The sequence below is a fragment of the Lelliottia sp. SL45 genome (assembly GCF_026672535.1).
GTDB classification, from domain to species: Bacteria; Pseudomonadota; Gammaproteobacteria; order Enterobacterales; family Enterobacteriaceae; genus Enterobacter; species Enterobacter nimipressuralis.
Map to the genome: position 1 here is coordinate 629909 of NZ_JAPPRH010000003.1, position 12956 is coordinate 642864.

Genomic DNA, 12956 nt, shown 5'->3' on the forward strand with positions numbered 1-12956 from the left:
TCCAAACCTTATCCTACCTTTTTACCCTTCAGTAATTTTCGCACCCACAGCCGATTTGGGTTCAATCCTGCAAGCGTAACACCGTCCATCGGGATCGGCTCATCGCTCATCTGCGACGCCAGAATTTCAGCGGCCAGCGGCGCAGTACACAATCCCCGCGACCCGAGCGCACCGAGCATAAACAGGTTCGGATAGACGGGAGAACGCACGGCATTCTCTTTGGACTCTGCCAGATCCTGATAGGCCGCAAGCGTCGCGTCGTAGTCCGGCACATTGCCGATCATCGGCAGGTGATCGCGGGTGGCACACCGCACGCCGCAGCGCGCGTCGCTGCCGCTTACGTCCACCTCTTTCGCCCATTCAGCCCCGGGGAAGCAGTCGATCAAGCGCTGGCGGTTTTGCTGCTGATCCGCTTCGCTATAGCAAATGTCCGCTTCGCCGCGATGATAGCTGGCTCCGATGCAGTGATGACCGTTGGTCGGGTTTTGCGGCGTCAGATAGCCGTCGTAGCACAAGACCTGACGGAGCTTGCCGAGCTGAGCTGTCGTGGGAATATGGCTCACCTGGCCGCCAACCGGATAGACCGGCAGATTTTCTGTTTGCGGGAAATCGCTGATGCGATGGCCGTTAGTCAGTACCACTCCGGCATGTCGGGCCTGTGCACCATGGGCAAAACGCAGCTGCCAGTCGCCGTCGATGCGATCCAGGGATTCCAACTGATGTTCATAATGCACGGTCAGCCCTTGCGACTGGGCCAGCGCAATGGCCGCTGCCGTAAGCTGCGCCGGGCAGAGCCAGCCGCCTTGCGGATAATGAATGCCACCGCAGCCCGTCTCCAGGCCACTTAACGCCTGCACCTGCCCGGCGTCTACGGCTTCTGCGATGTGCGCCGGTAATTCCAGACTCAGCATCTGGTCGATCTTACGCTGGCTTTTTTCGTCCCAGCCGAGCTGTGTGACGCCGCACCAGGCGTGGTCAAAGGTGACTGGCAGGCTGTCGTAAAGACGCCGGGCAAAGGTAAAGGCGGCCGGGAAAAACTGGCTAAGTGCCGGATCGTGGGCGGTCAGCAGAGGATACAGCGCTCCCTGGCGATTGCCGGAGGCACCCGTGGCGGGGGCGGTATCAGCGCAGTACAACGTCACCTGCCAGCCTCGCTGGAGCAGGGCGAGCGACAGCAGTGCGCTGGCAATACCCCCGCCAATAATCGCCGTTTCACGTATTTCCGCACCGCTGCGGGCAAACCAGGGAGTGCACTCAGGCAGGGGATTATCCTGCTCCATCACCCCTGTCAGCATCTCTCGCTTGCGGCCAAATCCTTTGGTTTTGTGCATGGTGAAACCGGCGTCCTGCAAACCACGGCGTACGAATCCGGCGGAGGTGAAGGTCGCGAGCGTAGCGCCAGGACGCGCCAGACGCGCCATCGCCGCGAACAGATGCGGGCTCCACATGTCCGGGTTTTTCGCGGGAGCAAAGCCATCCAAAAACCAGGCGTCGACTTTCTGATTCAGAGAATCGTCGAGTTTGTCCGTCAGGTCATTGATGTCCCCGAGCCACAAATCCAGCGTGACTTGACCACCGTCTAACACTAAACGATGACAGCCGCCGATCGGCTGTGGCCACTGGGCCTGCAGCTGCTCGGCCCAGATGCGAAGTTCCGGCCAGTGCTGATGGGCCAGGGTCAGGTCGTGGGCGGTGAGGGGGAATTTCTCGAAACTGATGAAATGTAATCTTTGTAGCGTAGCGTCAGGGTGCGCCGCACGGAACTGAACAAACGCCTGCCAGAGGGTGAGGAAGTTTAATCCGGTGCCAAAACCGCTCTCCGCCACCACAAACTGGCTGCGCGGATGGACAGGGAAACGCGCGTTGAGCTGGTTTCCGTCGAGGAAAACATAACGGGTTTCTTCCAGTCCGTTATCATTAGAGAAGTAGACATCGTCGAAATCTCGGGAAACAGGTGTACCCTCAGCGTTGAACTCAAGGTTGGCGGGTTGTATGGCGTTTTGTTTCACGTAAGTTACTCGTCTGACAGGCAGTGGCAGGATCTTAGCGATGTGTGTTCGATGGTGCAAATTTCCACAGAAATTGGCTGATCGGACTTGTTCAGCGTACAAGTGTACGCTATTGTGCGACTCGAAACTTAATATAGTATGACTGACAGAGGTATTGAATGAAACGTGCAGTGATTACTGGCCTGGGCATCGTTTCCAGCATCGGTAACAACCAGCAGGAAGTCCTGGAATCTCTGCGTGAAGGACGCTCGGGGATCACTTTCTCTCAAGAATTCAAAGATTCTGGTATGCGTAGCCACGTGTGGGGTAACGTCAAACTGGACACCACCGGTCTGATTGACCGCAAAGTGGTCCGTTTCATGAACGATGCCTCTATCTACGCTTACCTCTCAATGCAGCAGGCTGTAGAAGATGCTGGATTAAAAGAAGACGTTTATCAGAACAACCCACGCGTGGGCCTGATCGCAGGTTCCGGTGGTTCTTCTAAATCTCAGGTGTTCGGCGCAGACGCAATGCGTAGCCCGCGCGGCCTGAAAGCGGTCGGTCCTTACGTTGTGACCAAAGCGATGGCGTCAGCGGTGTCTGCGTGCCTCGCGACCCCCTTCAAAATCCACGGTGTGAACTACTCCATCAGCTCCGCATGTGCGACCTCCGCACACTGTATCGGCAGCGCGGTTGAGCAGATCCAGTTGGGTAAACAAGACATCGTATTTGCTGGCGGCGGCGAAGAGCTGTGCTGGGAAATGGCGTGTGAATTCGACGCGATGGGCGCGCTGTCCACCAAATACAACGAAACGCCAGAAAAAGCGTCCCGTACCTATGATGCGAACCGTGACGGTTTCATCATCGCAGGCGGCGGCGGTATGGTTGTGGTTGAAGAGCTGGAACACGCTCTGGCACGTGGCGCGCACATCTACGCTGAAGTTGTGGGCTACGGTGCGACTTCCGATGGCGCAGACATGGTTGCTCCATCAGGCGAAGGCGCAGTGCGCTGTATGAAGCTGGCGATGAACGGCGTTGATACCCCAATCGACTACCTGAATTCCCACGGTACCTCGACTCCGGTCGGCGACGTGAAAGAGCTGGGTGCAATTCGTGAAGTCTTCGGCGACAACAGCCCGGCGATCTCCGCGACGAAAGCGATGACCGGTCACTCTCTGGGCGCCGCTGGCGTGCAGGAAGCTATCTACTCTCTGCTGATGCTGGAACACGGCTTTATCGCCCCAAGCATTAACGTTGAAGAGCTGGACGAGCAGGCTGCTGGCCTGAACATCGTGACCAAGCCGACTGAGCAGGCGCTGACGACAGTGATGTCCAACAGCTTCGGCTTCGGCGGTACCAACGCCACCCTGGTGATGCGTAAGCTGAAAGCGTAAGTTTTCCGCTGATGAAAAAAAGGAGCCTGATGGCTCCTTTTTTTATGCGTTGACAATTGATTGACTGAAAAGGCAAACTTCGGCTTCAACATTATCACTTTGATAATGCGTAAGCGTTTAACGTCAACCAACGCACCTTAATCCTGATCCTCAGGTAGAGGGGGCGTGGCATTTCCCCGCCTTACTCTTCATTTTCGGAGTAATGCATGACCGCAGTAACCCAAGCAGAAAAAACCTCTTCAGCGAATGTCTCGCTGTTTCGCATCGCCTTCGCGGTGTTTCTTACCTATATGACCGTCGGCCTGCCGCTGCCGGTAATCCCCTTGTTTGTGCACCAGGAGCTGGGCTACGGCAATACCCTGGTGGGCGTCGCCGTGGGGATTCAATTTCTGGCGACCGTGTTAACCCGTGGCTATGCGGGACGCCTGGCCGATCAGCATGGCGCTAAGCGTTCCGCGTTACAGGGTATGTTTGCCTGCGGACTGGCGGGTGGGGCATGGCTGCTGGCCGCGCTGCTGCCGGTGGACGCCATCTATAAATTCGCACTGCTGATTGTCGGGCGCTTAATTCTCGGTTTTGGCGAAAGCCAGCTGCTGACCGGGACGCTCACCTGGGGTATGGGGCTGGTCGGGCCGACGCGCTCCGGGAAAGTGATGTCCTGGAACGGGATGGCGATCTATGGCGCACTGGCCGCAGGCGCACCGCTGGGGCTGCTGATCCACAGCCATTTCGGTTTCGCTGTGCTGGCGGGGACGACCATGGTGCTGCCGCTGGTGGCGTGGGCCTTTAATGGCACGGTGCGTAAAGTGCCAGCTCACAAAGGCGATCGCCCGTCGCTGTGGAGCGTGGTCGGTCAAATCTGGAAACCGGGCCTCGGTCTGGCGCTGCAGGGCGTAGGTTTTGCCGTAATTGGCACCTTTGTCTCGCTCTACTTCATGAGCCGGGGCTGGGCAATGGCCGGTTTCACCTTAACCGCATTCGGTGGCGCTTTCGTGCTGATGCGCGTGCTGCTCGGCTGGATGCCGGACCGTTTTGGTGGCGTAAAAGTGGCGGTGGTTTCGCTAATGATTGAGACCCTCGGCCTGCTGCTGTTGTGGCAGGCACCGGTGGCGTGGATTGCGTTGCTGGGCGCGGCGTTAACCGGCTGCGGCTGCTCGCTCATCTTCCCGGCGCTCGGCGTGGAGGTGGTGAAACGCGTGGCACCGCAGGTTCGTGGAACTGCACTTGGCGGCTATGCGGCATTCCAGGATATCTCGTACGGTATCACCGGCCCGCTGGCAGGGGTACTGGCGACGTCGTTCGGCTATCCGTCGGTGTTTCTGGCAGGGGCCGTCTCGGCAGTGGTGGGGATAGTAGTAACGGTTATCGCATTCCGGAAGCAGTGAACGTCATTGACGGGTAACCCGACCGGCAAAGTCCGTAATTTAGCAGGTCGGGTGGCGATACTTCGACTCAGGCCACCAGCCAGAACAATGCCAGCGCCACCATCAGCGCGATAAACATCAGGCCGGGGCGGGCAGACATCGATTTTATGGTGTCCACCACCGGGGCGAACAGCGGGCTGTAGATTGGCTGAATATTGCGCGCTTCTGGCACACCGCCGTCACGTTCGGCGCGGCGGATAAAGATCTGGTTCAGTAAATCCTGAATCTGGGCGGGGGTCAGCACCGTCTGCGGCGTAACCTGCCAGTTCTGCTGCGCATATTCACGCACCGCTTCAAATTCTCGTGGTTCCAGCGGCTGTTTAAGCGCCGCCTGCAGGGTATGCAGCGTGGGCGCGCTTTGGGTACTCAACGTCTGACGCGCCTGAAGCCAGGTCACCAGATGGGTAAACTGTTTCGCCGGGATCAGCTCACCGGCTTTCACGCCGGAAAGTTCCAGCATGGATTGCCAGATAAGCTTGTTTGACTCGCCCGTGGCAGCAGCCAGCCGGGTGACCATCTGCTTGAGAGTATTATGCTCAGCAGGCTGCAGAGGGCGCTCCGTCGCCGGGCGTTGCTGCGGCTGCGGAATAGAGAGCTGATTGCTCTGTAACAGCGTGAGCACCGTTTTCAGCTGGTCCGGTGTGAGCTGGCTCAGGGCCGTCTGACCAAACTGCTGGCGGATAAAATCACTCACCGCCTGACGATTATTCCCCTGGCCTAACAGTTCGGTGAGCTGTGACACCATCTGGCGGGTGGTGTGATTTTGCTGCGCGGTATTCAGGCGCAGATTCAGGTTTTGCTCGGCGGCAGGGAAGTGGCGCGATAACAGCGGCGTGTCGTTTTTCAGCCCCAAATCATGTTTCACTCCCGCCCACACCTCCGCGTTCTGTTGCGACGTAAGCGCAACCAGGCGGGTGATCAGTCGCTCCAGCACCGTGCGCTGCTGCGTCGATAACGGCTGTTCGCCAATGGCGGAAGGTGTTACTGGGCCTTCACCGGGAGGGCGCGGCGGCGTACCTGAAATGGGCTGCATCGTCAAAATCCTTAAAGTCATTACTCACCGTAAACCAGGCAAAGCGTTCGGGTATGCCTGGCGGCGAGATTATGGCACACTTGGCCGGTTAACTTCCTCTCAAACAGGTACTCTGTCGTGAAAATCCTCGTTGATGAAAATATGCCTTACGCCCGTGAGCTGTTTAGCCGCCTGGGCGACGTTAAGGCCGTTCCCGGTCGTCCCATTCCCCTTGAAGAACTCACCGATGCTGACGCCCTGATGGTGCGCTCGGTCACCAAAGTGAATGAGGCGCTGCTGTCGGGTAAAAACGTCAAATTTGTAGGGACAGCGACGGCGGGAACCGATCACGTAGACGATGCCTGGCTGGCACAGGCCGGTATCGGATTCTCGGCCGCGCCGGGCTGCAACGCTATCGCCGTGGTGGAATACGTTTTCTCTTCACTGTTGATGCTGGGCGAGCGCGACGGCTTTGCGCTGAAAGATCGCACGGTGGGTATTGTTGGCGTCGGTAACGTCGGCGGGCGGTTGCAAAAACGTCTGGAAGCCCTCGGTATCCGCACCTTGCTGTGCGATCCCCCACGCGCCGATCGCGGTGATGAAGGCGACTTCCGCGCGCTGGATGAACTGGTCGAGCAGGCGGATGTGATCACCTTCCATACGCCGCTGTTTAAAGACGGACCGTACAAATCCCTGCATCTGGCCGATGAGGCGTTAATTCGCCGCCTGAAGCCTGGCACTATTCTGATAAATGCCTGCCGTGGCCCGGTGGTGGATAACACCGCGCTGCTGAAATGTCTGGAAGAGGGGCAGGATCTGAGCGTGGTGCTGGATGTCTGGGAGCCGGAGCCGGATCTCAACGTGGCGCTGCTGAATCGCGTGGATGTCGCTACCGCGCACATCGCGGGCTATACGCTTGAAGGCAAAGCGCGCGGCACGACGCAGGTGTTTGAAGCCTATAGTGCTTTTATCGGCCAGGCGCAGCAGGTGGCGCTGGATACGCTGCTGCCTGCGCCGGAATTTGGCCGCATTACGCTGCACGGTCCGCTTGATGAGTCTTCGCTAAAAAGGCTGGTGCATTTAGTGTATGATGTGCGCCGCGATGACGCGCTGCTGCGAAAAGTGGCCGGCATTCCGGGTGAATTCGACCGGCTTCGCAAGAATTATCTTGAGCGCCGTGAGTGGTCCTCCCTGTATGTCATCTGTGACGACGCCGGTGCGGCGGCGTTGCTGAATAAACTGGGTTTTACTGCCACGCATAACCCGGCGCGTTAATGTTTTCCTCATGCTCTCTGCCGGATAATCTGGCAGGGACGCTGTTTCATTTCTGGAGTAAACCACCATGTCTGAAGGCTGGAATATTGCCGTACTGGGTGCCACTGGCGCTGTGGGCGAAGCCCTGCTCGAAACACTTGCGGAGCGTCAGTTCCCGGTGGGAGAAATCTATGCTCTGGCACGCGCCGAAAGCGCGGGCACCTCTCTGCGCTACGAAGGTAAAACCGTTCGCGCGCAGGACGTAGCAGAATTTGACTGGACGCAGGTGCAACTGGCGTTCTTTGCGGCAGGCGTTGAAGCCTCGGCGACTTACGCTGAAGAAGCGGCGAACGCCGGTTGTCTGGTCATCGACCTGAGCGGTCTGTTTGCCCTCGAGCCTGACGTGCCGCTGGTGGTGCCGGACGTGAACCCGTTCGTGCTGGCCGACTACCGCAACCGCAACATTATTGCTGTCCCTGACAGCCTGACCAGCCAGCTGCTGACGGCACTGAAACCGCTGATCGACGACGGTGGTCTGTCGCGTATTAGCGTAACCAGTCTGCTTTCTGTTTCCGCGCAGGGCAAAAAAGCGGTCGACGCGCTGGCAGGGCAGAGCGCGAAACTGCTGAACGGTATCCCGGTGGACGATGACGACTTCTTCGGTCGCCAGTTGGCTTTCAACCTGATGCCAATGCTTGCCGACCGTGAAGGCAGCGTGCGCGAAGAGCGTCGTATCGTCGACGAAACCCGCAAAATTTTGCAGGACGACGGCCTGATGATCTCTGCCAGCTGCGTGCGTTCCCCGGTCTTCTACGGCCACGCGCAAATGGTGAGCTTTGAAGCTCTGCGCCCGCTGGCGGCGGAAGAGGCACGCTATGCGTTTGAGCGCGGCGAAGATATCTCCCTCAGCGAAGAGACAGAGTTTCCGACCCAGGTGGGCGATGCAACGGGTAACGCGCGTCTCTCCATCGGCTGCGTGCGTAACGATTACGGCATGCCTGAACAGGTGCAGTTCTGGTCTGTGGCGGACAACGTCCGTTTCGGCGGCGCGCTGATGGCGGTTAAAATCGCTGAGAAGCTGGTGCAGGAGTATCTGTAAGGATGTCTGAAGTGGAGCAAAAGCCAGTCCATAGAATTGCCCTCGGAATAGAATACGACGGCAGCAAATATTATGGCTGGCAGCGTCAGAATGAAGTGCGCAGCGTTCAGGAAAAGCTGGAAAAAGCGCTCTCTCAGGTGGCGAACGAACCGATCAACGTGCTGTGTGCCGGTCGTACCGATGCGGGCGTTCACGGCACGGGCCAGGTGGTGCATTTCGAAACCACTGCGGTGCGTAAAGACGCGGCCTGGACGCTCGGCGTAAATGCGAATTTGCCTGGTGACATCGCGGTGCGTTGGGTCAAAGATGTGCCCGATGATTTTCACGCGCGCTTTAGTGCCACGGCGCGTCGCTACCGTTATATCATCTACAACCAGCGTCTGCGTCCGGCGGTGTTAAGCCAGGGCGTGACCCATTTTTATGAGCCGCTGGATGCAGAGCGTATGCACCGTGCCGCGCAGCAGTTGCTCGGCGAAAATGACTTTACCTCGTTTCGTGCGGTTCAGTGCCAGTCGCGCACCCCGTGGCGAAACGTGATGCACATTAACGTCAGTCGTTATGGCGCGTATGTGGTGGTGGACATCAAAGCGAATGCCTTTGTACATCATATGGTGCGGAATATCGTTGGCAGCCTGATGGAAGTAGGCGCCGGACACCAGCCGGAGAGCTGGATTGCAGAACTGCTGGCAGCGAAGGACAGAACGCTTGCGGCAGCAACGGCGAAAGCGGAAGGGCTGTATCTGGTCTCGGTGGATTATCCGGATCGATTTGACCTTCCAAAACCGCCAATGGGCCCGCTGTTTTTAGCGGACTAACGCAGTTGCAATTAAGGCTTAGACAATATGGACTTAATACGATTTCTCATTGATTTCATCCTGCATATCGATGTTCATCTGGCAGAGCTGGTCGCGCAGTACGGCGTCTGGGTGTATGCCATTCTGTTTCTGATTTTGTTCTGTGAAACCGGCCTGGTCGTCACGCCGTTTTTGCCGGGCGATTCGCTGCTGTTTGTCGCGGGCGCGCTCTCTGCGCTGCCGACCAACGATCTCAACGTTCACCTGATGGTGGTGCTGATGATTATTGCGGCTATCGTCGGCGATGCGGTGAACTACACTATTGGGCGGGTATTCGGTGAACGGCTTTTCAGTAATCCGAACTCGAAGATTTTCCGTCGCAGCTATTTAGACAAAACGCACGCGTTCTACGAACGTCATGGTGGCAAAACCATCATTCTGGCGCGTTTTGTGCCGATCGTCCGCACCTTTGCACCGTTTGTGGCAGGTATGGGGCATATGTCCTATCGTCATTTCGCGGCGTATAACGTAATTGGCGCGCTGCTGTGGGTGCTGCTGTTTACCTACGCGGGCTACCTGTTTGGCGATCTGCCTATTGTGCAGGAAAATCTTAAGTTACTGATTGTTGCCATTATTGTGCTCTCAGTCTTGCCGGGGGCGATCGAAATTATTCGTCACAAACGCGCGGCGGCTAAGCAAGCGAAGTAAAGACGCATTTGCGGTTCGACCACTTTTTTATCCAAAGTTTCGGGCTGTTATGTTTTAATGTGCAACATTCATGGTCTGTTTGCGGCAAAAATGGCATTATGCGCCGCTTACAGCAAAACTGGCATACGACCAGGTTCAGGCAGAAAGGTTATCAATGAGCTGGATTGAACGAATTAAAAGCAACATAGCCCCAACCCGTAAGGCGAGTATTCCTGAAGGGGTGTGGACCAAGTGTGACAGCTGCGGCCAGGTCCTGTACCGCGCTGAGCTGGAACGCAATCTTGAGGTTTGCCCGAAGTGTGACCACCACATGCGTATGTCGGCGCGTAATCGCCTGCATAGCGTGCTGGACGAAGGTTCGCTTGTGGAACTGGGTAGCGAACTTGAGCCAAAAGATGTGCTGAAGTTCCGTGACTCCAAAAAATACAAAGATCGACTGGCTTCTGCTCAGAAAGAGACCGGCGAGAAAGACGCGCTGGTGGTGATGAAAGGCACTCTGCACGAGATGCCGGTTGTCGCTGTGGCCTTTGAGTTCTCCTTTATGGGCGGCTCAATGGGTTCTGTCGTCGGCGCGCGTTTCATCCGTGCCGTTGAACAGGCGCTGGAGGACAACTGCCCGCTGATCTGCTTCTCGGCCTCCGGTGGTGCACGTATGCAGGAAGCGCTGATGTCTCTGATGCAGATGGCGAAAACCTCTGCGGCCCTGGGTAAAATGCAGGAGCGCGGTCTGCCGTATATCTCCGTACTGACCGACCCAACCATGGGTGGAGTCTCTGCGAGCTTTGCGATGCTGGGCGATCTGAACATCGCTGAACCGAAAGCGCTGATCGGCTTTGCCGGCCCACGCGTTATCGAACAGACCGTTCGTGAAAAACTGCCGCCGGGCTTCCAGCGCAGTGAGTTCCTTATTGAAAAAGGCGCTATCGACATGATCGTTCGCCGTCCAGAAATGCGCCTGAAACTGGCGAGCATCCTGGCGAAGCTGATGAATCTGCCGTCGCCAAGCCCGGACGAGCCGCGTGAAGGCGTGGTTGTGCCGGATCAGGAACCCGAAGCCTGATAACTCAAAAAGGGCAGGGCCAGACGGCGCTGCCCTTTTCACTTATTTGATACACAAGCCAGCAGAGCAGTATCAGGGCGTCGCCAACGCAGAGACCGCTTAAAGGCCGAAGTGTATACACAAATGAAAGTGCGTATCATGGAAAAAAATACTCTTCCCCAAGCCACGTCACCCCTGGTCACGTGGCTTTCTTATCTGGAAAATCTGCACAGTAAAACCATCGATATGGGCCTCGATCGCGTGAGCGAGGTGGGTGCGCGTCTTGATATCCTCAAGCCCGCGCCCTTCGTGTTCACCGTAGCGGGAACGAATGGCAAAGGCACTACCTGCCGCACGCTGGAGTCCATGCTGATGGCCGCCGGTTATAAGGTGGGTGTTTACAGTTCGCCGCATCTGGTCCGCTACACCGAACGCGTGCGCGTGCAGAATAGCGAACTGCCGGAATCCGCCCACACAGCCTCTTTTGCGCAAATCGAAGCGGCGCGCGGCGAGATTTCGCTCTCCTATTTTGAATACGGCACGCTGTCCGCCCTGTGGCTGTTTAAGCAGGCGCAGCTGGATGTGGTCATTCTCGAAGTCGGTTTAGGTGGGCGCTTAGATGCGACTAACATGGTTGATGCCGATGTCGCGGTGGTGACCAGTATCGCACTCGACCATACGGACTGGCTGGGTCCGGACCGCGAAAGCATTGGCCGCGAAAAAGCGGGTGTTTTCCGCGCCAACAAACCTGCCGTGGTCGGTGAACCGGATATGCCGCACACTATCGCCGACGTGGCGAAGGAGAAGGGCGCCCAGCTGATGCGTCGTGGCGTTGACTGGCAATATGACGTAACGGGCGACAGTTGGCGTTTTCGCGACGCGCAGGGCGAGCTGGACCATCTGCCGCTGCCACAGGTGCCGCAACCGAACGCGGCGACCGCACTGGCGGCTATCCGCGCCAGTGGTCTGGCGGTGAGCGAACAGGCGATACGAGACGGCATTCAGAACGCGCTTTTGCCGGGGCGTTTTCAGATTGTCAGCGAATCACCGCGTTTGATTCTGGACGTGGCGCATAACCCCCATGCAGCGGCCTATCTTGCTGAGCGCCTCAAATCCCTGCCAAAAACCGGGCGCGTACTTGCGGTTATCGGTATGCTTCATGATAAAGATATTGCGGGCACGCTGGCCTGCATGGAGACTGTGGTCGATTGCTGGTATTGTGCTCCCCTGGAAGGGCCACGAGGCGCGTCGGCTGAGCAGCTGATGGAACATCTCGCGAAGGGCGAAGCTTATGAAAACGTGGCGCTGGCATGGCGCGCCGCGATGGCGGATGCTAAACCTGAAGATACCGTGCTGGTGTGTGGATCATTCCACACGGTGGCACATGTCATGGAAGTAATGGAGGCGGGGAGAACCGGTGGCAAGTAAGTTTCAGAACCGTTTAACAGGAACCATTGTGCTGGTTGCGCTGGGAGTGATTCTCCTCCCGGGACTGCTCGACGGGCAGAAAAAACATTATCAGGATGAGTTTGCCGCGATCCCGCTGGTGCCAAAACCCGGCGATCGCGACGAGCCAGACATGCTGCCTGCGGCCACGCAGGCGCTGCCCGCTCAGCCTCCTGAAGGGGCAGCAGAAGAGGTGCGCGCCGGTGATGCGGCGGCGCCATCGCTCGATCCTTCTCGTCTGGTGGCGAGTAACGCCGGTGAGCTGGACCCGGTTCCAGAACCCGTTGCACAACCAAAGCCTGCCGTGAAACCGGCAGAAAAACCGCAGCCGAAACCGCAGCGCGATAAAGCCAGCGAGCAGATCGCCGCCGCGACGGAAGCGCCACCGGAAAAACCGGTTCAGGAAGAGAAGCCTGCGCCAACCGGTAAAGCGTATGTGGTGCAGCTTGGTGCGCTAAAAAATGCCGATAAAGTCAATGAAGTGGTCGGTAAACTTCGCGGTGCCGGATATCGGGTTTACACTTCACCTTCCACCCCGGTGCAGGGTAAAATTACCCGCATTCTGGTGGGGCCGGATGCGTCGAAAGATAAGCTGAAAGGCTCGCTCGGCGAGCTGAAGCAGATTTCCGGGCTGAGCGGTGTGGTGATGAGTTATAGCGCGAACTGACGTGCGCGCATACCCCTCGTCCCACCGGGTGAGGGGATTGCTCCATACGGTCTTGAGGGCCGGGATGAGAGGCGGGAATTCGTCCAAAGAGGCGCAATAACCCAGCGGCGATGAACATTTTTTCAGCG

General features: G+C 57.7%; 11 protein-coding genes. 9 read left to right on the forward strand and 2 right to left on the reverse strand.

The features are described 5' to 3' along the window. Positions 1-8: 8 nt before the first annotated feature. The gene (mnmC, locus tag OVA10_RS08945) at positions 9-2009 is read right to left on the reverse strand and encodes a bifunctional tRNA (5-methylaminomethyl-2-thiouridine)(34)-methyltransferase MnmD/FAD-dependent 5-carboxymethylaminomethyl-2-thiouridine(34) oxidoreductase MnmC (RefSeq protein ID WP_268195798.1); all 2001 of its coding nucleotides are present in this window, start codon (positions 2007-2009) and stop codon (positions 9-11) included. Positions 2010-2167: 158 nt separating this feature from the next. On the opposite strand from mnmC, the gene fabB reads away from it, so the two are divergent. Then, a complete protein-coding gene (gene fabB / locus OVA10_RS08950; RefSeq protein ID WP_100779415.1) occupies positions 2168-3385 on the forward strand; it encodes a beta-ketoacyl-ACP synthase I in 1218 nt (405 codons plus the stop codon). 206 nt (positions 3386-3591) lie between these two features. Further along, complete coding sequence (locus tag OVA10_RS08955) at positions 3592-4770, forward strand: MFS transporter (RefSeq protein ID WP_181826625.1); 1179 nt, start codon at positions 3592-3594, stop codon at positions 4768-4770. A 67-nt stretch (positions 4771-4837) separates the two neighbouring features. Here OVA10_RS08955 and flk read toward each other — a convergent pair whose 3' ends face one another. Then, complete coding sequence (gene flk, locus OVA10_RS08960; protein WP_102104922.1) at positions 4838-5842, reverse strand: flagella biosynthesis regulator Flk; 1005 nt, start codon at positions 5840-5842, stop codon at positions 4838-4840. Between the two features lie 117 nt (positions 5843-5959). Between flk and pdxB the strand changes: the two genes are divergently transcribed. The 7 genes from pdxB to dedD all read left to right on the forward strand — a co-directional run bounded on the left by pdxB (position 5960) and on the right by dedD (position 12828). Further along, positions 5960-7096, forward strand: a complete 1137-nt coding sequence (gene pdxB, locus OVA10_RS08965; protein WP_123427176.1) for a 4-phosphoerythronate dehydrogenase PdxB — start codon at positions 5960-5962, stop codon at positions 7094-7096. A 67-nt stretch (positions 7097-7163) separates the two neighbouring features. After that, on the forward strand, positions 7164-8174 hold the full coding sequence (locus OVA10_RS08970; protein ID WP_129035532.1) for an aspartate-semialdehyde dehydrogenase: 1011 nt from the start codon (positions 7164-7166) through the stop codon (positions 8172-8174). Positions 8175-8176: 2 nt separating this feature from the next. Then, complete coding sequence (truA, locus tag OVA10_RS08975; RefSeq protein WP_107703176.1) at positions 8177-8989, forward strand: tRNA pseudouridine(38-40) synthase TruA; 813 nt, start codon at positions 8177-8179, stop codon at positions 8987-8989. A gap of 27 nt (positions 8990-9016) precedes the next feature. Beyond that, positions 9017-9676 (forward strand): DedA family protein, encoded by a 660-nt coding sequence (locus OVA10_RS08980; protein ID WP_268195799.1) that lies wholly within the window; start codon positions 9017-9019, stop codon positions 9674-9676. Positions 9677-9830: 154 nt separating this feature from the next. Next, a complete protein-coding gene (gene accD, locus OVA10_RS08985; protein ID WP_100779422.1) occupies positions 9831-10736 on the forward strand; it encodes an acetyl-CoA carboxylase, carboxyltransferase subunit beta in 906 nt (301 codons plus the stop codon). Positions 10737-10874: 138 nt separating this feature from the next. Further along, positions 10875-12143 (forward strand): bifunctional tetrahydrofolate synthase/dihydrofolate synthase, encoded by a 1269-nt coding sequence (gene folC, locus OVA10_RS08990; RefSeq protein WP_268195800.1) that lies wholly within the window; start codon positions 10875-10877, stop codon positions 12141-12143. Then, a complete protein-coding gene (dedD, locus tag OVA10_RS08995) occupies positions 12133-12828 on the forward strand; it encodes a cell division protein DedD (protein ID WP_100779423.1) in 696 nt (231 codons plus the stop codon). Before folC ends, dedD begins: the two co-directional genes overlap by 11 nt. Positions 12829-12956: the final 128 nt, after the last annotated feature.

What these genes read in the sequence shown, in the direction of transcription:
- fabB (WP_100779415.1), top strand. Translation starts at nt 2,168, where the DNA reads ATGAAACGTGCAGTGATTACTGGCCTGGGCATCGTTTCCAGCATCGGT.
- OVA10_RS08955 (WP_181826625.1), top strand. Translation starts at nt 3,592, where the DNA reads ATGACCGCAGTAACCCAAGCAGAAAAAACCTCTTCAGCGAATGTCTCG.
- flk (WP_102104922.1), bottom strand. Translation starts at nt 5,842, where the DNA reads ATGCAGCCCATTTCAGGTACGCCGCCGCGCCCTCCCGGTGAAGGCCCA.
- OVA10_RS08970 (WP_129035532.1), top strand. Translation starts at nt 7,164, where the DNA reads ATGTCTGAAGGCTGGAATATTGCCGTACTGGGTGCCACTGGCGCTGTG.
- truA (WP_107703176.1), top strand. Translation starts at nt 8,177, where the DNA reads ATGTCTGAAGTGGAGCAAAAGCCAGTCCATAGAATTGCCCTCGGAATA.
- OVA10_RS08980 (WP_268195799.1), top strand. Translation starts at nt 9,017, where the DNA reads ATGGACTTAATACGATTTCTCATTGATTTCATCCTGCATATCGATGTT.
- accD (WP_100779422.1), top strand. Translation starts at nt 9,831, where the DNA reads ATGAGCTGGATTGAACGAATTAAAAGCAACATAGCCCCAACCCGTAAG.
- folC (WP_268195800.1), top strand. Translation starts at nt 10,875, where the DNA reads ATGGAAAAAAATACTCTTCCCCAAGCCACGTCACCCCTGGTCACGTGG.